This window comes from Nocardioides sp. YIM 152315 (assembly GCF_029210375.1).
In the GTDB taxonomy this organism is placed as follows: Bacteria; Actinomycetota; Actinomycetes; order Propionibacteriales; family Nocardioidaceae; genus Nocardioides.
This window is the reverse complement of sequence record NZ_JARGER010000043.1, coordinates 441,396-459,473: the sequence shown is the minus strand read 5'-3', so window position 1 is coordinate 459,473 and position 18,078 is coordinate 441,396. Positions and strand designations below refer to the sequence as shown.

General features: G+C 70.6%; 22 protein-coding genes and 1 tRNA gene. 13 read left to right on the top strand and 10 right to left on the bottom strand.

Features of this window, described 5'->3' with window-relative positions:
* The first annotated feature begins 53 nt into the window (after window positions 1-53).
* The 4 genes from PZ894_RS21180 to PZ894_RS21165 are packed head-to-tail and all read left to right on the top strand — an operon-like array spanning window position 54 to window position 3,794.
* Entirely contained in the window at window positions 54-1,091 is a 1,038-nt protein-coding gene (locus tag PZ894_RS21180) for a sulfate ABC transporter substrate-binding protein (protein WP_275747851.1), read from the top strand.
* A complete protein-coding gene (gene cysT / locus PZ894_RS21175; protein ID WP_275747849.1) occupies window positions 1,088-1,969 on the top strand; it encodes a sulfate ABC transporter permease subunit CysT in 882 nt (293 codons plus the stop codon). The genes PZ894_RS21180 and cysT overlap by 4 nt, the downstream gene beginning before the upstream one ends.
* 22 nt (window positions 1,970-1,991) lie before the next feature.
* The gene (locus PZ894_RS21170; RefSeq protein ID WP_275747848.1) at window positions 1,992-2,768 is read left to right on the top strand and encodes a sulfate ABC transporter permease subunit; all 777 of its coding nucleotides are present in this window, start codon (window positions 1,992-1,994) and stop codon (window positions 2,766-2,768) included.
* 45 nt (window positions 2,769-2,813) lie between these two features.
* Window positions 2,814-3,794, top strand: coding sequence for a TOBE-like domain-containing protein (locus tag PZ894_RS21165; protein WP_275747847.1), 981 nt, complete (start codon window positions 2,814-2,816; stop codon window positions 3,792-3,794).
* Window positions 3,795-3,806: 12 nt separating this feature from the next.
* Here the strand turns inward: PZ894_RS21165 and PZ894_RS21160 are convergent, their stop codons facing one another.
* Window positions 3,807-4,298: a YajQ family cyclic di-GMP-binding protein gene (locus PZ894_RS21160; protein ID WP_275747846.1), complete on the bottom strand. Its 492-nt coding sequence runs from the start codon at window positions 4,296-4,298 to the stop codon at window positions 3,807-3,809.
* Between the two features lie 112 nt (window positions 4,299-4,410).
* Between PZ894_RS21160 and PZ894_RS21155 the strand changes: the two genes are divergently transcribed.
* The 3 genes from PZ894_RS21155 (at window position 4,411) to PZ894_RS21145 (ending at window position 5,484) form a co-directional block, all read left to right on the top strand.
* Window positions 4,411-4,496 (top strand) — tRNA-Tyr (locus PZ894_RS21155).
* Window positions 4,497-4,850: 354 nt separating this feature from the next.
* Window positions 4,851-5,156, top strand: coding sequence for a nucleotidyltransferase domain-containing protein (locus tag PZ894_RS21150; RefSeq protein WP_275747844.1), 306 nt, complete (start codon window positions 4,851-4,853; stop codon window positions 5,154-5,156).
* On the top strand, window positions 5,146-5,484 hold the full coding sequence (locus PZ894_RS21145; protein WP_275747842.1) for a DUF86 domain-containing protein: 339 nt from the start codon (window positions 5,146-5,148) through the stop codon (window positions 5,482-5,484). Before PZ894_RS21150 ends, PZ894_RS21145 begins: the two co-directional genes overlap by 11 nt.
* Window positions 5,485-5,795: 311 nt before the next feature.
* Here the strand turns inward: PZ894_RS21145 and PZ894_RS21140 are convergent, their stop codons facing one another.
* The gene (locus PZ894_RS21140) at window positions 5,796-6,047 is read right to left on the bottom strand and encodes a hypothetical protein (protein ID WP_275747841.1); all 252 of its coding nucleotides are present in this window, start codon (window positions 6,045-6,047) and stop codon (window positions 5,796-5,798) included.
* Window positions 6,048-6,355: 308 nt separating this feature from the next.
* The gene (locus tag PZ894_RS21135; protein WP_275747839.1) at window positions 6,356-7,054 is read right to left on the bottom strand and encodes a hypothetical protein; all 699 of its coding nucleotides are present in this window, start codon (window positions 7,052-7,054) and stop codon (window positions 6,356-6,358) included.
* A gap of 500 nt (window positions 7,055-7,554) precedes the next feature.
* On the opposite strand from PZ894_RS21135, the gene PZ894_RS21130 reads away from it, so the two are divergent.
* From PZ894_RS21130 to PZ894_RS21115, 4 genes are read left to right on the top strand one after another with little or no spacing between them, the layout of a single operon-like run.
* On the top strand, window positions 7,555-8,154 hold the full coding sequence (locus PZ894_RS21130; RefSeq protein ID WP_275747837.1) for a hypothetical protein: 600 nt from the start codon (window positions 7,555-7,557) through the stop codon (window positions 8,152-8,154).
* A 38-nt stretch (window positions 8,155-8,192) separates the two neighbouring features.
* The gene (locus PZ894_RS21125) at window positions 8,193-9,287 is read left to right on the top strand and encodes a hypothetical protein (RefSeq protein WP_275747836.1); all 1,095 of its coding nucleotides are present in this window, start codon (window positions 8,193-8,195) and stop codon (window positions 9,285-9,287) included.
* Entirely contained in the window at window positions 9,284-10,210 is a 927-nt protein-coding gene (locus PZ894_RS21120; RefSeq protein ID WP_275747834.1) for an ABC transporter ATP-binding protein, read from the top strand. The genes PZ894_RS21125 and PZ894_RS21120 overlap by 4 nt, the downstream gene beginning before the upstream one ends.
* The gene (locus tag PZ894_RS21115; RefSeq protein ID WP_275747832.1) at window positions 10,207-11,025 is read left to right on the top strand and encodes an ABC transporter permease; all 819 of its coding nucleotides are present in this window, start codon (window positions 10,207-10,209) and stop codon (window positions 11,023-11,025) included. Before PZ894_RS21120 ends, PZ894_RS21115 begins: the two co-directional genes overlap by 4 nt.
* Here PZ894_RS21115 and PZ894_RS21110 read toward each other — a convergent pair.
* The 5 genes from PZ894_RS21110 to PZ894_RS21090 all read right to left on the bottom strand — a co-directional run bounded on the left by PZ894_RS21110 (window position 11,022) and on the right by PZ894_RS21090 (window position 14,925).
* Window positions 11,022-11,822, bottom strand: coding sequence for an alpha/beta fold hydrolase (locus tag PZ894_RS21110; protein WP_275747830.1), 801 nt, complete (start codon window positions 11,820-11,822; stop codon window positions 11,022-11,024). The genes PZ894_RS21115 and PZ894_RS21110 overlap by 4 nt on opposite strands.
* Before the next feature lie 185 nt (window positions 11,823-12,007).
* Entirely contained in the window at window positions 12,008-12,949 is a 942-nt protein-coding gene (locus PZ894_RS21105; RefSeq protein ID WP_275747828.1) for a hypothetical protein, read from the bottom strand.
* A 7-nt stretch (window positions 12,950-12,956) separates the two neighbouring features.
* Window positions 12,957-13,937: an SDR family NAD(P)-dependent oxidoreductase gene (locus PZ894_RS21100; protein WP_275747826.1), complete on the bottom strand. Its 981-nt coding sequence runs from the start codon at window positions 13,935-13,937 to the stop codon at window positions 12,957-12,959.
* Between the two features lie 59 nt (window positions 13,938-13,996).
* Window positions 13,997-14,716, bottom strand: a complete 720-nt coding sequence (locus PZ894_RS21095; RefSeq protein ID WP_275747824.1) for a DUF1990 family protein — start codon at window positions 14,714-14,716, stop codon at window positions 13,997-13,999.
* Entirely contained in the window at window positions 14,713-14,925 is a 213-nt protein-coding gene (locus PZ894_RS21090; protein ID WP_275747823.1) for a hypothetical protein, read from the bottom strand. The genes PZ894_RS21095 and PZ894_RS21090 overlap by 4 nt, the downstream gene beginning before the upstream one ends.
* Before the next feature lie 137 nt (window positions 14,926-15,062).
* Here PZ894_RS21090 and PZ894_RS21085 point away from each other — a divergent pair, with 137 nt between their 5' ends.
* Together PZ894_RS21085 and PZ894_RS21080 are read left to right on the top strand one after the other, a co-directional pair.
* Window positions 15,063-15,710 carry a DUF1990 family protein gene (locus tag PZ894_RS21085; RefSeq protein ID WP_275747822.1) on the top strand — a complete coding sequence of 216 codons (648 nt, stop codon included), beginning with the start codon at window positions 15,063-15,065 and terminating at the stop codon, window positions 15,708-15,710.
* Window positions 15,711-15,800: 90 nt separating this feature from the next.
* Entirely contained in the window at window positions 15,801-16,589 is a 789-nt protein-coding gene (locus tag PZ894_RS21080) for a DUF4097 family beta strand repeat-containing protein (RefSeq protein ID WP_275747820.1), read from the top strand.
* A gap of 27 nt (window positions 16,590-16,616) precedes the next feature.
* Here PZ894_RS21080 and PZ894_RS21075 read toward each other — a convergent pair whose 3' ends face one another.
* Together PZ894_RS21075 and PZ894_RS21070 are read right to left on the bottom strand one after the other, a co-directional pair.
* Complete coding sequence (locus PZ894_RS21075; protein ID WP_275747818.1) at window positions 16,617-16,769, bottom strand: hypothetical protein; 153 nt, start codon at window positions 16,767-16,769, stop codon at window positions 16,617-16,619.
* 130 nt (window positions 16,770-16,899) lie between these two features.
* Window positions 16,900-18,060: an alpha-hydroxy-acid oxidizing protein gene (locus PZ894_RS21070; protein ID WP_275747817.1), complete on the bottom strand. Its 1,161-nt coding sequence runs from the start codon at window positions 18,058-18,060 to the stop codon at window positions 16,900-16,902.
* Between the last annotated feature and the right edge of the window lie 18 nt (window positions 18,061-18,078).

Below are 18,078 nucleotides of genomic sequence, written 5' to 3'. Positions count from 1 at the left end.
TGCTCGATAAGTACGAGAAGCGCCCCGTCGTGGGGCGGTAGGGAAGAGGACCGATGAAGACAACGATCAAGGTTGCGGCGGCCGCGTTCGCCGGGGTGCTGGCCTTGACCGGCTGCTCCTCCGCAGACGGCAGCGACAGCGGCGAGACCCTGGACATCAACGCCTTCTCCGTCATGGAGGCCGCCAACGAGCCGGTGTTCGCCGACTTCCAGGGCACCGACGACGGTGACGGCGTCGACTTCCGGACGTCGTACGGCGCGTCCGGCGACCAGAGCCGCGCGGTCGTCGCCGGCGCCGACGCCGACGTGGTGCACTACTCGCTCGAGACCGACGTCACCCGCCTGGTCGACGAGGGCCTCGTCGCCGAGGACTGGAAGGACAACGACACCTCCGGCATCGCCACGTCGTCCGTCGTCGTCTTCGTGGTCCGCGAGGGCAACCCGGACGACATCCAGACCTGGGACGACCTCGTGAAGCCGGGCGTCGAGATCATCACGCCCAACCCGGGCTCCTCCGGGTCGGCCCGCTGGAACATCCTCGGCGCCTGGGCGCACGTCACCGGCAACGGCGGCTCCGAGGACGAGGCGAGGTCGTTCATGACCAAGCTCCTCGGCAACACCATCGCGCTGCCCAGCAGCGGTCGCGACGCGACCACGGCGTTCACCCAGGGCAACGGCGACGTGCTGCTCTCCTACGAGAACGAGGCGATCCTCGCCAAGCAGAGCGGCCAGGAGGTCGACTACGTCGTGCCGCCGGACACGCTGCTGATCCAGAACCCGGCCGCCGTCACCGTCGACGCGGGAGCGACCGCGCAGGCGTTCCTCGAGTTCATGACCTCCCCGGAGGCGCAGGCCGACTACGCCAGGTCCGGCTTCCGCCCGGTGATCGACGACGTCGACATCCCCGAGGTCGACGGCGCGAACGACCCGAGCGACCCGTTCCCGGCCCCCGACCAGCTCTTCACCCTCGACGACGACTTCGGCGGCTGGGGCGAGGCCGCGGGCAAGTTCTTCGGCGACGGCGAGGACGGCAACCCGCTGGGCATCATCACCGAGCTTCAGCAGGAGACCGGCAAGGTCGGTGAGGAGTGACCTCAGCCCTCGCCGGGGTCACGACCGAGGCGGCCGGGCCGGCGTCCCAGGAGGGACGCCGGCCGCGGCGCGCCCGCCGTGCCACTCCGAAGAACACGCTCACCAGGGGTGCTGCGCTGGGCCTGGGCATCACCATGGTCTGGTTCAGCGTCCTCGTGCTGATCCCGCTGGCCGCGATCGTCGCCACCGCGAGCGAGAACGGCTGGAGCCAGTACGTCGACACGCTCCAGAACCCGCAGACCTGGGCGGCGATCAAGCTGACCGTCGGCCAGGCGTTGCTCGTGACCGCGGTCAACGTCGTGATGGGCACGATGATCGCGTGGGTGCTGGTCCGCGACCGCTTCCCCGGCAAGGCGATCCTCGACGTCATCATCGACGTCCCGTTCGCGCTGCCCACGATCGTCGCCGGGCTGGTGCTGCTCGCGCTCTACGGCCCCGAGAGCCCGATCGGCGTCCACTGGGCCAACACGGAGCGGGCGGTCTTCCTGGCGCTGGCGTTCGTGACGCTCCCGTTCGTCGTGCGGACCGTCCAGCCCGTGCTGGAGGAGATCGACGCGGACGTCGAGGAGGCCGCGGCCTCGCTGGGCGCGAGCCGGACGACGATCGTCCGGCGCATCGTGCTGCCCAGCCTGACCCCGGCGATCGCCGCGGGTGCGGCGCTGTCGTTCGCACGCGCGATCTCGGAGTACGGCTCCCTGGTGCTGCTGAGCGGCAACCTGCCGTTCCAGACCGAGGTGGTCTCGGTGCGCGTCCTGTCGTTCATCGAGAACGGCAGCACGGCGTCCGCGGCCGCGCTCGCAACCATCATGCTGGCGGTGGCGCTGCTCGTCATCGTCGTGCTCGACATCGTGCAGAGGCGGGTGTCGCGTCGTGGTTGAGGTCTCCACTCCAGTTCGCTGGTTGCTGCGTCTGGCGGCGACCGGCTACGTCTTCTTCCTGGTCGCCTGGCCGGTGGCGCTCGTCGTACGCCAGACGTTCGCCGACGGTCTCGACAACCTCCTCGCGACCTTCGACGACCCGAACGTCGTCAACGCGCTGGAGCTGACGCTGGTCGTCGCCTGCTGGGCGGTCGTGATCAACACGCTCTTCGGCGTGACGATCTCGGTCCTGCTCGTCCGCTACGAGTTCCCCGGCAAGCGCCTGCTCTCGGCGTTGATCGACCTGCCGCTCTCGGTGTCGCCGGTCGTGGTCGGCCTCGCGCTGCTGCTCGTCTACAACGGCCGCAACGGCTGGTTCGGCCCGTCGCTGGAGGACAACGGCTTCCAGATCATCTTCAGCACGCCGGGCATGGTCATGGCCACCTGCTTCGTGGCCCTGCCGCTGGTCATCCGCGAGGTCGTCCCGACGTTGACCGAGGTCGGCGACGACCAGGAGCAGGCCGCCCGCAGCCTGGGGGCGAACGCCCGCCAGACCTTCTGGCGGATCACCCTGCCCAGCATCAAGTGGGCCGTGATCTACGGCGTGGTGCTGAGCCTCGCCCGGTCCCTCGGCGAGTTCGGGGCCGTGAAGATCGTCTCCGGCAACGTCACCGGCAGCACCCAGACCGCGACGCTCATGGTCGAGGCGAAGTACCAGAACTTCCAGCAGGGGACGGCGTACGCCACGTCGTTCCTGCTGATCCTGGTCAGCATCGCCTGTCTCGTCGTCGTGGCCCTGCTGCGGCCCAAGCACCAGTGACCCACCGACCCCCGTGTGCACTGCACAGCAAGGAACTGATCAGCCATGAGCATCGACGTCTCAGGTATCACCAAGAAGTTCGGCGACTTCGTCGCGCTCGACGACGTCTCCGTGTCCCTGCCGACCGGCCAGCTGACGGCCCTCCTCGGGCCCTCCGGTGGCGGCAAGTCCACGCTGCTGCGCGTGATCGCCGGCCTCGAGGCCGCCGACGCCGGACGGGTCACGATCGAGGGGGTGGACGCGACGAGGCTGCCGGCCCAGAAGCGCAACGTCGGCTTCGTCTTCCAGCACTACGCCGTCTTCAAGCACATGACCGTCGCGAAGAACGTCGCCTTCGGCCTCGAGATCCGCAGGAAGCCGAAGGCGGAGATCGCCGCCCGGGTCGACGAGCTGCTGCGCCTGGTGCACCTCTCGCAGTTCTCGCACCGGCTGCCGTCGCAGCTCTCCGGCGGCCAGCGGCAGCGCATGGCCCTGGCCCGGGCGCTCGCCGTGGAGCCCAAGGTGCTGCTGCTCGACGAGCCGTTCGGCGCGCTCGACGCCAAGGTCCGCAAGGAGCTGCGCGACTGGCTGCGCCGGCTGCACGACGAGGTGCACGTCACCACCGTCTTCGTCACCCACGACCAGGAGGAGGCGATGGAGGTCGCCGACGAGATCGTGGTGATCAACGACGGCCGGGTCGAGCAGGTCGGCACGCCCGACCAGCTGTACGACGAGCCCGCCAACGACTTCGTGATGAGCTTCCTCGGCGAGGTCACCACGCTCGGCGGCGTACTGCTCCGGCCCCACGACGTGCACATCTCGGCGACCCCCCAGCTCGCCGGTGCCGCCGAGGGCACGGTCGCGCGGGTCCTGCGAGTCGGGTTCGAGGTGCGCGTCAACGTGCTCACCGACGACGGTGAGGACGTCCTCGTCGTCCTCACCCGGGCCCATGCCCGCCAGCTCGGCATCGAGCCCGGCGCCCGGGTCTGGGTGACCCCGGCCTCGGGCGCCACCACCGTGCCGCCGATGGAGGCCGCCGTGGGGTGACGCGGGCGGACGTCAGCGGTAGTTGGTGAACTGCACCGCGAAGTCGTAGTCCTGCGCCTTGACCAGCGCGATCACGGCCTGCAGGTCGTCGCGCTTCTTCGACGACACCCGCAGCTCGTCGCCCTGGATCTGCGCCTTGACGCCCTTGGGGCCCTCGTCGCGGATCAGCTTCGAGACCTTCTTGGCGTCCTCGGAGGAGATGCCCTCCTTGAGCGCGATCGAGATCTTGCTCTGCTGGCCGCTCTGGCGCGGCTCCGAGGCGTCGAGCACCTTCAGGCTCACGTCGCGCTTGACGAGCTTGGACTTGAAGACGTCGAGGACGGCGCTCGCCCGGTCGTCGGCCGAGGCCGAGATCTCGATGGCGTGCTCACCCTGCCATTCGATCGTCGCGCCGGTGCCCTTGAAGTCGAACCGCGTGGCGATCTCGCGTGCGGTCTGGCCGAGCGCGTTGTCGACCTCCTGGCGATCGATCTTGCTGACGATGTCGAACGACGAGTCGGCCATGTCTTCTCCCTCTCGAGCCGGCGGGTTCGCCGGTTTCGTGACGCTGATGTGCCTGCGCTATTGTTTCGCCTTGCTGCCGGCGGGCCAAACGGGCCCGCTCGGTTGCCCCCGAGGCAGGTTGCCCGAGCGGCCAATGGGAGCGGACTGTAAATCCGTCGGCTTACGCCTACGCAGGTTCGAATCCTGCACCTGCCACCACCCGAAGAAGGGCCCTTGACCTGCGGAAACGCGGGTCAGGGGCCCTGTTGATCTCTGTGCGCAGAGCTGACCCGCGAATACGCTGCCCGGGGTCGTTGTCATGGGTCTGGCTGTGCCGAATACGTGTCGAAGTGGCCCCGACGTCCTGTGGCCCCGAGGGTGCTCAGACGTCTGACCTGGGCGTACACAGCGAGTTGGGTGTGCCATGCCGACAGAAGACCAGCCCGCCACCCAAGAGTTGACGCCCTGGGGGTGTGCCGTCATCGCGGCCTTGCCGACACGCCTCCAGGCGTCTCGCATGGGACACTTCAGACGTCACTTCAAGCGTCGCTGTCGGTGTGAAGGAGCGAAGCAATGTCCGGTCCGTTGGTGCTGGATCGTGAGGCGATCGGTGAGCTGTGTCGCCGGTTCGGCGTCAGCCGCATGGTGGTGTTCGGGTCGGCCGTGACGGAAGCATTTGACGAGACCGCCAGTGACGTCGACTTCCTGGTCGAGTTCGCCGACTCCGTCGAGAGTCGATTCGATGCCTACTTCGGCCTCAAGGAGTCGTTGGAGGCATTGTTGGGACGTCCGGTCGATCTGGTGGCCCCGGCGGCGTTGCGCAACCCGTACTTCGCCGACTCGGTGGCTCGGACCGGTCAGGAGTTGTATGCATCCTGATGCCCGCGCGCTGCTGTGGGACGCTCGCAGCGCGCTCGCCCTGGTGCTGGAGTTCGTCGACCGGCGCAGTTGGGAGATCTACCAGTCCGACCCGATGTTGCGCTCCGCGGTCGAGCGGCAGTTCCAGATCGTCGGGGACGCGCTGAACCGACTCAGCCGCGTGGACCCCGAGACCGCGGCCGGCATCCCCGATCTCCCGAGGGTTGTCGCCTTCCGCAATGTCCTGGTCCACGGCTACGCCGTCATCGATGATGAGCTCGTCTGGGAGGTCGCGATCACTCGTGCCGCGCCACTGTCCCGGATGCTCGACCGGTTGCTGGCCTCGTAGGCGCGGGGCCATTTCGGGACCATCGGTGCGGCGTTCTCGGCCAAGCCTGGATCGTGTGACAGCCCATCCACCGGCGATTCGCGTCTTACGGGATTCGCCGCGGAGTGCAGCACACGCCAGCACGGGATAGCCAGTGACGAAACGGCTGTCCACCAGCGCCGACAACGACCATCCCGTCACTGGCTACCCCGATCGGGTTCAGCGACACGCACGTCATTCTGGGCCGAGTGACCCTGCGGCAGCGCGGATCTGCTGCGGCGACCGGTCGCCGAGGATCCGCCCGTCACAAGCACGTCGACCTGGCCTGAGAGTCAGGGGATTTCCTGCAGTGTCGTCGCTCGTGCGACCCACGTCGGCGGACAGGCAGGCGGGGTGTCGCGGAGAGTGCTGCGGATCTGTCGGACGAGGGCGTTGTCGAGCACGATGTCGTCGCCAGCAGCTGTGAAGTACCGGGTGCGACGCCCGGATGCGAGGTCGAGGCCGTCCGCGAGCCCCGACGCGACGACCTCGTGTGCGACCGAGTGCAGCGCCTCGGCGAACTCACCGTCCGTCGGTGTGGGCAACTCGTCTCGGCGGGCGCGACAGTCGGCGTCGTGGCAGAACCATGGACCCGCGGGGGCGGAGTCGCGCGCCGTGCTGGTGTGGTCGAGCCGGACCCGGGTCCCGCAACCGGCGCCGCAGCTACGGAAGCGCTCTGCTCCGACAAGCTTGTTCAGCCACTCCATGGCGACACCCGCTGTCTCCTCGTGTCCCGTTCGACTTGAGCGGGTGATATACGAGTTACCCCGACCAGGTCGGGTTGATGCGTCCGGACAGCCGAACGCCCCGGGTGGCCAGACCAGGCACCCGGGGCGTCGCCCCACGGGGATGGCTACTTGGTGTTGACGGTGATCTTCGCGATACCGACCAGCAGGCCGGGCTTGACCGCGTCGGTCTTGAAGGTGTCGTTGAGCAGCGGTGCGGCGACCTCGGAGATCTCGACCTTGGTGCCCTGCAGGATGGCGGTGCCTCCCTCGGTCTTCAGCGGCTCGAGGCTGCGGCCGTCGAGCTGAAAGAGGAACGCGCTCGTGGCAGCGGTCTTGCCGTTCACGCTCACGTCGCCGTACACGCGCGACACGCCGGGATCGACGTTGAAGTTCGTCAGCTCGACCTTCGTCTTCCCAGCGGTCAGCGACAGACCGGAGCCCTCGTGCTGGATCTGACCGATGACGTACGGCGAGACCTCGCCGGGCTTGAAGACGGTCACGTTGCCGCCGGTGATGGGGAAGACCAATGAACCACCGTTGAGCTTGGCGTCACCGACGACGCCGGGCGTGAGCTTGAGCTGGGTCAGGGCATCGGTGAAACCCTCGTCGAGCGCGATCTCGGTGGTCCGTCCGGTCAGCGCCTCGATCGCGGCGACTGGCTCCGGCGCGCTCTGTGAGGAGCCGTTGCTCGGCGAGCCCGAGGACCCCGCGGAGTCGCTGTCGGAGCTGCACGCCGCCAGCGGGGTGGCGACGAGAGCAGTCAGCGCGAGAGCGGCGACACCGCGCTTCGCGGTGAACTTCCTGGACATCTGGGTGGTGCGCATCTGCGACACATCCTTCGGTGGAACCCTGTCGAGACTCCGTTGGGACTTTCCTTCTGACACGAGGGGTTCGCGGCGGCACCGGCCTGCGGATGGCTCATCCGGGCGTGGCTCATCTCTCCCGAAGCACCCCGCATGAACCGGTCGCATCGGGTACGACAGACGCACAACGACGTGCATGTCGCAGGCATGATTTGCCACCATCTTCGTGGCAACCCGACCTCGACCAGGCAGCGCGCGACCGCGGCGGCAGCACCGACGGCGCGGCGATCCGGCGCCGGGGCTATGGACTCCGAGACGTGAGTCATCAGCCGCAGTCGAGGCGGAAGACCAACGGAGTCCCTACGAACCGCGGAACCTACTCCCTGGTTGTACGACCGATGCCAGCTCACAACGATCGTTGGTGACCGTCTGTGACGAGTTCGCGCGGAAGTTCGCGGCGTTGTCGTGTCGGCGCAGGCCTGGTGTCCGAGCGATCGAGGGCAAGGTCGCATCATGGAGAGATGAGCCGTGTACGGCGGGTCGGAGTGGTGCTGCCCGGGCTCGTCCTCGTGGTCACTGTCGTCGAGCTGGTGGTCGCGGCGGTTGCGCCGGCCGACCAGTTCGCCGGCAAGGGGTGGGGCGTCAGGTTGGTGGTCTACCCGACGCTGATGCTGCTGCCGCCTGCGGTCTGGTGGCTGACCACGGGTCGGCGCGACCGCACCGCGACCGTGCCGTGCGTGGCGTTCACCCTGCTCATGCTGCCCTTCCTCAGCGACACCACCGCCAACTGGCTCGACCTCTTCCGCGAGGTCGGCTGGTGGGACGACGTCAGCCACGTCGCGCACTGGGCCCTGCTCGGGGCGGGCCTGGCACTGCTGCTGGAGCCTCACGTGCGGCCCCGATGGGTGCTGGTGCCCGTGGTCGCCGGCACCGGGGCGATCCTCGCGCTGGCATGGGAACTGGGGGAGTACTGGCTGTTCATCCGACACGGCAAGGAGGCCGACGGCGCCTATCGCGACACGCTCGGCGACCAGGTCCTCGGCACGTCGGGCGCCCTGGTGGCTGCGCTGCTCGTCGCCTGGTGGGCTGCCCGCGAAGATGAGAGAACCCTCACCGGCTGAACCCTCGACGTGCCTGACCTGCGACGTACTGTCGGGAAGTGACCGCAGTGCGCCGCTGGAGCGTCGTCGTCGCTGGCACGCTGCTGCTGGTGGCGGCGATCGCCGGCGTGCACCGGCTGCCGGCCGCCGAGAGCGACGTCGGCGCGGCCGAACTGCTCAGGCAGGTGCGCGGGGCCGAGGACCACTCGTGGTCCGGGTACATCGAGACCGAGGGCGCTCTCCAGCTGCCCGACACGGACGGGTTCAGCGACGTGGGCGCGTTGTTCGGCGAGCGCACCACGATGCGGGCCTGGTGGCACGACGGCCAGCACTGGCGCGTCGCCCAGCTGCTGCTGGCGGGCGAGACCGACTTGATCCACCGCGGCGACACCACGCTGCGGTGGGACTATGAGCGCTTCGACGCGACGCTCAGCCGCGACCCCGCGATCCGGCTGCCCCGCACCGCCGACCTCGTGCCCCCGGTGCTGGCCGCGCGGCTTCTCCGGGGGGTGGATGTCGACGACGTCGAGCGGATCCCGGCGAAGCGGACGGCCGGTGTGAGCGCGCCGGGGTTGCGGCTGGTGCCGCCGTCCGACCTGTCGAGCATCGACCACGCCGACGTGTGGCTCGATCCCGGCTCCGGCGTACCGCTGCGTGTCGAGGTGCACGCCGACGGCGCGGACTCGCCCGCGTTCACCAGCCAGTTCCGGGAGTTCTCCTCCGCTCGGCCCAGCACCGACGAGGTCTCCTTCGAGCCGCCGCCGGGGGTGGAGGTCGGCTTCGACGACGTGCTCGACATCGCGGACGCCGCCAACCAGTACGCATCGGTGCGCCCGCCTGACCGTGTCGCGGGGTTGGAAAGGGCGGCTTCGTCCGACCAGGCGGTCGGCGTCTACGGCCGCGGCATGACCGAGATGATCGCCATCCCGATCCGCGACCGGGAGGCCGACCCACTGCGCGAGCAGCTGGCGCAGACCGCCGGCGTCGATCGGTCGGCGGAGCGCACCGCGGTCTCGGTGGGCCCGCTCGGGGTGGTGCTCACCGGCGCGGCCGGTGAGGGCGGATGGCTGCTGGCCGGAACGCTCACTCGCGAGGCCCTCGATCGGGCCGCCGACGACGTGCTCGCCGACTCCGTCTTCCTGGGGGACCGATGACCCGTGAGTCGGTGATCGCCACCGCGGGCCTGACCAAGCGATTCGGACGGATCACGGCGGTGGATTCGGTCGACCTCGACGTGCGCGAGGGTGACGTGTACGGGTTCCTCGGCGCCAACGGCTCCGGCAAGACCACGACGGTCCGGATGCTGCTCGGCCTGGTGCTGGCCACGTCGGGACAGATGGAGGTGCTGGGGCAGCCGATGCCGTCGAACTGGCGGGACGTGCTGCCGAGGGTGGGTGCGATGGTCGAGGGCTCGGCGGCGTACCCGCACCTGTCCGGGCGCCGCAACCTCGCCCTCATCGACGCGGCCGGGCCGGGCGGGCAGCGCGCGGACCGCAAGAGCCGGATCGCGGAGGCCCTGGAGCGGGTCGGTCTGCTCGCGGTCGACGACCGACCCGTCCGCGCGTACTCCCTCGGCATGCGGCAACGGCTCGGCCTGGCCGGCGCCCTGCTGCGCCGGCCCCGGCTGCTGGTGCTCGACGAGCCGACCAACGGGCTCGACCCGCAGGGCATCCAGGAGATCCGGAAGCTGCTGCTCGACCTCAACCGCACCGGGACGACCGTCTTCCTCTCGAGCCATCTCCTCACGGAGATCGAGCAGATGTGCAGCCGGGTCGGCGTGCTCGAGCGGGGCCGGCTCGTCCTCCAGGCCGAGCTGGCCGACCTGCGCCGCGCGACCGGACGGGTCGAGGTGCGCACGCCCGACGTCGATCTGGTGCGAACGCTGCTCGACGGAGTCGTCGAGGAGTACGACGCCACGCGGCTGCTCGTCCGCGAGAGCGACCCGGCGGGGCTCAACGCACGGCTGGTCCGCGCCGGCGTCCGGGTCACCGCACTGGCCGCCGAGCAACGCAGCCTGGAAGACGTGGTGCTCGAGGCCGCAGCCGCCAGTGGTGATCGGTTCGGCGGCATCCCGTGATCCGGGTCGAGCTGGTCAAGCTGGTCCGGAACCGGCGGACATGGACGACGATCGCGGTGATCGATGCCTTACCCGTCCTGGTCGCCGTCCTGCTGGCGGTCACCGACATCGGGCCGCGTCCCGGCACCGGGCCGGCGTTCCTCTCCGCGGTGCTCGCCGACGGGACACTCTTCCCGCTGGCGGCGCTCGGGATCGTGCTCCCGCTCTTCCTGCCGCTCGCGGTCGCGATCACGGCCGGGGAGGCGATCGCGGGGGAAGCCCAGCAGGGGACGCTGCGCTACCTGCTGATCAGACCGGTGGGGCGGACCCGGCTGCTCGTGGCGAAGCTCGTCTCGATCATGGCCTTCGTGGTGCTGGCCGTGCTCGTCGTGGCGGCCACGGCGTACCTCCTCGGTGCGCTGCTGCTCGGCAACGAGTCGGTGAGCGCCACCGGGCCAGCCAGCGTCTCGGGGAGCGCGATGTCGACACCGGAGCTGGTCGGACGGACCTTACTCGCCCTGGGCTACGCCATGCTCTGCATGCTCGGCGTGGCTGCGGTGGGGCTGTTCCTGTCCACGATCGCGCGGTCGCCGCTCGGCGCGGCGCTGGGGACGATGGCACTGCTCGTCGCGTCAACGCTCCTGCTCACGCTCGACGCCGCCGACGTGCTCCGGGCCTACCTGCCGACGCGCTACTGGCTCGCCTTCGTCGACCTCTTCCGCGACCCGATCCTGTGGCGAGACGTCCTGCGCGGCGTGCTGCTGCAGCTGGCGTACGTCGTGGTCTTCCTCGGCGCGGCCTGGGCGAACTTCATGACCAAGGACGTGACCGACTAGGACGTGCACGCCGGCGACGCGGGCACGGCGGGCTGGTCGATGCCGAGGACCGCCTCGACGATCGCGACGACCGGGGTCGACCGGGGGACGTCGCGATGGCGGACCCCGAGTCCCGGACAGACCTCCTGCAACGAGATGTCCAGAGCGCCTTCGAGCGAGCCGGAGTCGGGCGGCACGACGGTTTCGTCGTCCTCGGTCCACAGCGCCACCCAGGCCGGGCCGGGTGGCGTCTCGTCGCCGGCGTTGAGACGCCGGAGCAGGTCGGAGTCGGGATCGAGCTGCTGGCAGGCCTCGGGGCAGACGGTGCCGCCGAGGGACTTGGCCAGCGCGGCGAGCTCGGTGCCGTGGTGCGGCGAGGCCAGGGTCACCGCCCGCCGCACGTGCGAACCGCCGTCCAGATCTGCGACGTACAGCCTGACCACGACGCCGCCGGCGGAGTAGCCGACCAGATCGACCGACGGTGCCCCGGTCTCGGCCAGGGCTGCATCGACGGCTTCACCAAGGTCGGCCGCCTGGTCGCGGAGGTCCTGGGTGCCGGAGCCAGCCGGCTTCACGACCTGGGTGTCGTGGCCCTGATCGGCCAGCGCGTCGGCGAGCACCTGCAGGGCGCCGGTCGAACCGCCATACCCGGGCACAAGCAGCACCGGGCCCGGTCGATCCTGTGCGACCGGGTCGACCCGTCCGTCTCGTCCTCCCATCACGGCGACGAGGACAACCGCGCCCAGGGCCAGGATCAGCGCGCCCACGCCCAGCACCAGACGGCGCCGGGCCGGGGAGAGCGAATCGAGCACTGCCACCCGACCAGTGTGCGGCCGGCGTGCCAACGCCTGCGCAGGTTCGCATCCTGCACCTGCCACGTCGGGACGAACGGGCCTTCGGCTTGCGGGGACGCGAGTCGAGGGCCTTCTCGCATGCCGGACCCTCGCATCGCGGCCGGCGGGTCTCGGAGCGTCCTGCGCGAAGAATGTGCCGAGGGCTGGGCTCAGCGGCAGGCAATGACGGTCAGACCGAGGGCGACTGCGTCCTCGACCGCGCCGGCCCGCCAGCCCGGCCAGTCCCGATCGGCCGCGATGTCACGCCAGGCGGCGCCCGCGATCGACCCGGCGAACGCGGCTGCGCCACCAGTCAGCGCGGCGAGAGCGACGTGTGCGTCTGCGGCGTCTCGGTGGCGGGCGAGTGCGGCGGCACCGACTGCTCCGCTGCCCATTCGGGCGGCGAGCGGACCCGGCCGCAGCCGACTGGAGACGCCCGGGACCTTGTCGATGACCAGCTCGGTCGTCACCAGCCCCGCGGCCACGTACCCGGGCCGTCCGCCCCGCGCAGTGAGCACCGGCCCACCCAACGCCAGCGAGCTGCGGCCACCCGTGGCCACGCCGAGCGCGAGCGACCGCGCGACCGTCCCGACGAGCGACGGTCGTGCCGGTGGGTGCTCGTCCGTTGCCTCCCTGGCCTCCGTCGACGCGGTGTCGCGGCTGTCCTGCCGATCCGACCAATCCATCGCCCAGCGCACCCCGGCGCCGTACGCCAGGTGCGGGACCGCGTCGCGCAGCCAGTCGGCGCCGGACCACTCGGTCGGGTCGGAGACGCCGGCCGCGGCCATCGGCGCGTCGGTCGCCGCCATCGCCATGCTCCCGATCGCGGCCGCGCCGAGCGGTGCGGGCAGACGCACGCCGGCGGACCGGGTCAGGCTCGCCAGCACCCCGAGGCCGAGTCCGGTGGCGATCCCGCCCAGCGCGCCGTACGCCTCCGCCCGGTCGTCGTCCCCGCGCAGGTCGATGCCGAAGGCGCCTGCGGTCCGCGCCACGGCTCGGGCCGGCGCCATGCTCGCGGGCCTGCCGGTCAGCGCCATGTCCAGGTACGTCGCCGCATTGAGCAACACCGTCCCGAACGCTCCCGCGATGAGTCCACGCCTCAGGGTTCCCATGACGCGCTCAGACCGTGCGAGGCGCTGTCGGCCAGCGGCCGGTGTCGGTGGCGTCGGCGACGTAGTTCCAGAGGCGGACCCGGTCGTGCGGGTCCCGGTCGCGGGCGGGACCGTAGCTGGTGGGGCGTGGTCTGCGGTCGTGCCAGAACCTCGCCGACCCCTCCGTCTCCGGTCGGGTCGACACCAGCCAGATCATGGTGTCGGCGCCCTGCGCGGCCGAACGCATGAACGGGCGCGTGAGGGCGCGGAACTTCGGGAGGTACGCGCGGACGCCGGGGGTGTCGACCCAACCGGGGTGCATGCTGGACACCTGGACGTGGTCGCGCTCGAGTCGCTCGGCCCACATCTCGGCGAGCACGACCTGCATCCGCTTGACGCGAGCGTAGGCCTTCGGGCCGGAGTAGCTGTCTTCGGTGAACTCCGGGTCGTCGGCCTTCAGTCCCGCGGCGTACATCCCGCCGGAGGACATGAACACCACGATCGCCTTGCCGGCGCTGAGCGGGCCAGTCAGCCGATCGGTGAGCAGGTGCGGACCGAGCACCATCGTGGCGAGGGTGAACTCGTGTCCCTGCTCGGTCTCCCGGCGCTCCGGAGACATGGTGCCGGCGTTGTGGACCAGGGCATGCAGCTGCGGGACGCGGTCGCTGAGGTCGTCGGCGAACGCTCGGACCGCCGAGAGATCGCTCAGGTCGCACAGCTCGCCGACGAAGTCGCCGTCCGGGAGCCGGCCACGGAGCCGGGTGAGTGCGTCCTCGAGATGGTCCGGATCGTGGCCGTGGACGTGCACGACGGCGCCGAGCGCGGCGAGTCCGGCCGCGGTCTCCTCACCCAGGCCGGAGGTCGCGCCGGTGACCAGCACGGTGCGCCCACGCATCGCGCCGGGCTCAGGGTCTCTCGGCCACGACCGCCGGCGCAGCGACGGGCCGATCCTGGTGTAGCCGAGCACGGATCGGTCCAGGGTCGTGTCGAGCATGCTGGTGAGGCTCATGCGTCTCCTCGGGCACGTGCGGGAAGAGGTCGTCCTCCTGGTACCCCCGTCACGTGAGTTCAGCCGGGTTCGTGCCGGCGCACCGCGAACCGGTCCCACCAGCGTGAGATCGCGTCCGATGGTGCGAGCACCAGCCCGTCGGCGGTGCGGCGCACGCCGACCGGATCCGGGCGGCCGTGACGCTCCGTGGTCAGGATCCGCAGCCGCTCGCCGCAGGCGCGGTAGAACCGGTGCTGGACGTGCGTGCCGAACGTCGCCCAGCCGAGCCGGGTCAACGGGCCGAGGGTCGGCGCGCCCTGCGAGACGGCCCGGATGACCAGCTCGACGGCGCCGGTGTCCTGGTGCTTGACCACCTCGTAGGACATCCGCCCGCGCTCGAGGTGCCCGCGGAGCGTCTCGTAGGCCCATCCCCACACCCGGAGCCCGTCGCCGCGCTGTTCGTCGATCACGTCGGTGACCCGGACTCCGAAGTAGAAGCGCTGGAACGCGTATCGGCCCTCGAGCAGCATGTCCCGGCCGTGCAGGGGCGAACCCTCGCGGTAGACGGCGCGGATCAGGCGCGGGTCGGCGAACTCATAGGCCTCCACCAGCCGGCAGGCGGTCTCCCAGTAGCCCCGCGGCTCCGGCTCGCCGGGCCCCTCCGAGGGCAGATCGGCGCGGAGCACGTCGTGCTGCCACGACCCGGGGTCGACCTCGCCGCCGCCATAGTTGACCTCGGAGGACGCGATCGACTCCAGGCCGACGGCCGGGTCGATCCGGTCGAAGAACGCGCCGCTCACTCGTCGGCTCGAAGCGAGTCACCGACGAGCCAGAGCGTGGGCGACCAGAGACCCACGAAGATCGCGCGTCGCTCGGCATTGCCGCGCTCGGCCTGGTCGACGGTCTTGGCCCGCACCCACAGGCCCAGGCTGAGCGCGGCGGAGCCGGCTGACAGCAGCTGCAGGTGGTCGCCACGGATGGCAAGGCGACGGAGCACGTCGACCGGCATCGCTGGATCCTCCTCGACGTGTCGCGGACGCATCGTGGGTACCGGTACCCGTCCGGGAGGGCCACACACGAGGACGGGTGACGGTGCGGGAACAACGACTGGGCCGGCCAGCTCTGGTACGGCGGTGGGCGCTCGGGATGTCGCTCGTCACCTGGCGCTACGTCTGGATGACCACGCCGCTCCACCGCAGCCACCGCACCAGCCCGGCCCTCCCGCGACCACCCGCGCTCGACGAGGCGGTGAGCACGCACGGTCTGCAGCCGATCGAGAGCGGGGCCGGCCCGGTCTACCATCGGAAGTTCCGCATCGACATCGTGGACGCGCAGTCGGACGCGGCGGCCCTGATGCGGGCAGTCAAGGACGACTGGGGCAGGTTCATGCCCCGTGAGGTGGTGCGGGTCAGGTCCTCTGGCGCCAACGGTCCCAGCGGGCTCGAGCTCGGTGTCGACCTGGTGGTCGACATGCCTGGGCCCTGGAACGGCCCGGTGCGGATCGTGTCGGTGGGCTCGACCCATGTGGGCCTGGCGACCCTGCGAGGACACCTGGAGGCCGGCCAGATCGAGTTCCGGGCCCGCGACCACGCTCCGGGCGAGGTGACCTTCGAGATCGAGGTCTGGGCGCGTCCGGCAACCCCCCTGGTCCGGCTGCTCTACCAACGTCTGCGGTTGGCCAAGGAGATCCAGCTCAACATGTGGGTCCGGTTCTGCGTGGCCGCTGCTCGGCGGATCGACGGGAGGGTGAGCTCCGGAGTGCACATCGACACCGTCGAGTGCGCGGCTGCTTGACGGGCCCGGACGGAGTCGGGGTGCCGGGTCGGGGTGGGGCCGGGGGCCTCCCCGATGCCCCGCCCCCGGGCGCGGCCCTAGCGTCGAGACATGACGAAGCGCGTGGCGGTCCTGTCGATGTCGGCCCTGGCCCTCTCCTCCCTGTTGTTGACCGGATGTGGGTCCGACCTGTTCGCCGACACCTTCGAGGACGAGCGGACCGAGACGGGCCCGGTCAGCGAGATCCAGGTGACGGGCGGGTCGGGCGAGCTCGTCGTCGAGCGCTCGGCGACCGCCTCGGTCGTGACGATCGAGCGCAAGGTCCGCTACCACGACGACAGGCCCGAGGACAGGTACGACGAGCTCGACGGCTCGGTCCTGCAGCTGAACGCCGACTGCGGCGACGACTGCAGCATCGACTACCGGATCACCGTCCCGGACGAGGTCGACGTCGTCGGTCAGCTCGGCTCCGGCGACTTCCGCCTGTCCGACATCGCGAGCGCCGAGGTCGTCACCGGCTCCGGGGACATCTCGATCTCCGGTGTCGCCGCCGGCGTCGTCGCGGAAGCGGGCTCGGGCGAGGTGACGATCGACGACGCGAGCGGTCCGGTCGAGGCGAAGACGGGGTCGGGCGACATCCGGATCGAGGAGGCGGTCGGTGCGGTGAACGCCGAGGCCGGCTCGGGCGACACCACGATCTCCCTGGCGATGCCGCAGGACGTCGTCGCGGAGACCTCGAGCGGCGACCTCTCCGTCGCGGTCCCGGCCGGCACGGCCTACCAGGTCGACACGAGCGTGTCGTCGGGCGACGAGGACGTCGCGATCGCGACTGATCCGGCAGGGCAGCACCGGCTCGACCTGACGACGAGCAGCGGCGACCTCTCCGTCACCGAGAGCTGACGCGCCGTCGGCCCCGGTCGGCCGAGGTCACGCGGCCAGCTGGACGGTGCCCGGCGCCGCGGGCGGAACGCACGCGCAGGTGTCGCTGCAGGCCAGGTAGCGATGCATCGCGTGACCGCAGAGTGCGCACGGAAGGTCGTGCGACAGGTGCTGCTGGTTGTGCTGGGGCGTGTCCCACATGACGGTGCCTCCTTGCCGTGTCCGGTTCGTGCTCTCACTTGATCCACGAACCGAGTCGGTCGAAATCGACATCGCCGGCCGAACGTTCTCGACGAAGATCTCGACCGCGGGAGGCAGGGGCCCGTGACGCTCAGCAGCGCATCAGCACGTCGCGGGTCAGCTCGGCGATGCTCGCGTAGCCGTTGAGGCCCATGGTCAGGTCGGCCTCGGCGAGGAGGCAGGAGAGCACGAACTCGATGCCGACGGCGCCGCCGAGCACCGCGCCGTACCCGTAGGGGCGGCCGATGCCGACCGCGGTCGCGCCCAGCGCCAGCGCCTTGACCACGTCGGCGCCGGATCGCACGCCGGAGTCGAAGATCACCGGAAGGTCGTCGGCGGCGTCGACGACCCCGGGGAGCAGGTCCAGAGCCGGTGCGCTCGCGGCCTGTCGGCCTCCGTGGTTGGAGCAGTAGATGCCGTCGACGCCCTCGTCCCTGGCACGACGTACGTCGTCGGGGTGTCCGATGCCCTTGAGCAGCAGCGGCAGGTCGGTGAGGCCGCGCAGCCAGGCGAGGTCGTCCCACGTCAGGGTCGGGTTGCCGAAGGTCATCGCCCAGTGGATGGTCGCGGCGCCCGGATCCTCCTCGGGCGCCACCGCGAGGCGGGAGCGGAAGACCGGGTCGGAGAAGTAGTTGGCGAGGCAGTAGCCGCGCAGCTGGGGGAAGGTCGCGTGCTGCAGGTCGCGCGGACGGTAGCCCAGCGTCCACGTGTCGAGGGTGACCACGAGGCCGCGGAAGCCGGCGGCCTCGGCGCGGCGTACGAAGCTCTCGGCGACCTCGCGATCGTGGGGCGTGTAGAGCTGGAAGAGGCCCGGGGTGTCGCCGAGTGCGGTCGCGACGTCCTCCATCGGGTCCTGCATGAGCGTCGACGCCACCATCGGGACGCCCGAGCCCGCCGATGCGGCCGCCGCGGCGAGGTCTCCGTGCTCGTCGTCGGTCATCACCCCGAGCACGCCGATGGGCGACATCAGCAGCGGTGTCGGCAGGTGGTGTCCGAAGAGCTCCACGGACAGGTCGCGGTCGGCCGCGCCGGCCAGCATCCGCGGGAGGATGCCCCAGCGCGCGAAGGCCTCGACGTTCGCGCGCTGGGTGTGCTCGTCGCCCGCGCCGCCCGCGACGTAGTCCCAGAGCCGGTGCTCCATCTTCTCCTGCGCGGCCGCCTCGAGCCCGGCGAAGGTGAGCGGGTACGCCGGCAGCTCGCCGCCCAGCCCGGCGAAGTAGAGGCCGATCTGGAAGTCCGCGTAGTTCGCCATGCAGGTATCCAACCGTGC

What these genes read in the sequence shown, in the direction of transcription:
- PZ894_RS21180 (WP_275747851.1), top strand. Translation starts at nt 54, where the DNA reads ATGAAGACAACGATCAAGGTTGCGGCGGCCGCGTTCGCCGGGGTGCTG.
- PZ894_RS21165 (WP_275747847.1), top strand. Translation starts at nt 2,814, where the DNA reads ATGAGCATCGACGTCTCAGGTATCACCAAGAAGTTCGGCGACTTCGTC.
- PZ894_RS21160 (WP_275747846.1), bottom strand. Translation starts at nt 4,298, where the DNA reads ATGGCCGACTCGTCGTTCGACATCGTCAGCAAGATCGATCGCCAGGAG.
- PZ894_RS21150 (WP_275747844.1), top strand. Translation starts at nt 4,851, where the DNA reads ATGTCCGGTCCGTTGGTGCTGGATCGTGAGGCGATCGGTGAGCTGTGT.
- PZ894_RS21145 (WP_275747842.1), top strand. Translation starts at nt 5,146, where the DNA reads ATGCATCCTGATGCCCGCGCGCTGCTGTGGGACGCTCGCAGCGCGCTC.
- PZ894_RS21135 (WP_275747839.1), bottom strand. Translation starts at nt 7,054, where the DNA reads ATGCGCACCACCCAGATGTCCAGGAAGTTCACCGCGAAGCGCGGTGTC.
- PZ894_RS21130 (WP_275747837.1), top strand. Translation starts at nt 7,555, where the DNA reads ATGAGCCGTGTACGGCGGGTCGGAGTGGTGCTGCCCGGGCTCGTCCTC.
- PZ894_RS21120 (WP_275747834.1), top strand. Translation starts at nt 9,284, where the DNA reads ATGACCCGTGAGTCGGTGATCGCCACCGCGGGCCTGACCAAGCGATTC.
- PZ894_RS21105 (WP_275747828.1), bottom strand. Translation starts at nt 12,949, where the DNA reads ATGGGAACCCTGAGGCGTGGACTCATCGCGGGAGCGTTCGGGACGGTG.
- PZ894_RS21100 (WP_275747826.1), bottom strand. Translation starts at nt 13,937, where the DNA reads ATGAGCCTCACCAGCATGCTCGACACGACCCTGGACCGATCCGTGCTC.
- PZ894_RS21090 (WP_275747823.1), bottom strand. Translation starts at nt 14,925, where the DNA reads ATGCCGGTCGACGTGCTCCGTCGCCTTGCCATCCGTGGCGACCACCTG.
- PZ894_RS21085 (WP_275747822.1), top strand. Translation starts at nt 15,063, where the DNA reads ATGTCGCTCGTCACCTGGCGCTACGTCTGGATGACCACGCCGCTCCAC.
- PZ894_RS21080 (WP_275747820.1), top strand. Translation starts at nt 15,801, where the DNA reads ATGACGAAGCGCGTGGCGGTCCTGTCGATGTCGGCCCTGGCCCTCTCC.
- PZ894_RS21075 (WP_275747818.1), bottom strand. Translation starts at nt 16,769, where the DNA reads ATGTGGGACACGCCCCAGCACAACCAGCAGCACCTGTCGCACGACCTT.
- PZ894_RS21070 (WP_275747817.1), bottom strand. Translation starts at nt 18,060, where the DNA reads ATGGCGAACTACGCGGACTTCCAGATCGGCCTCTACTTCGCCGGGCTG.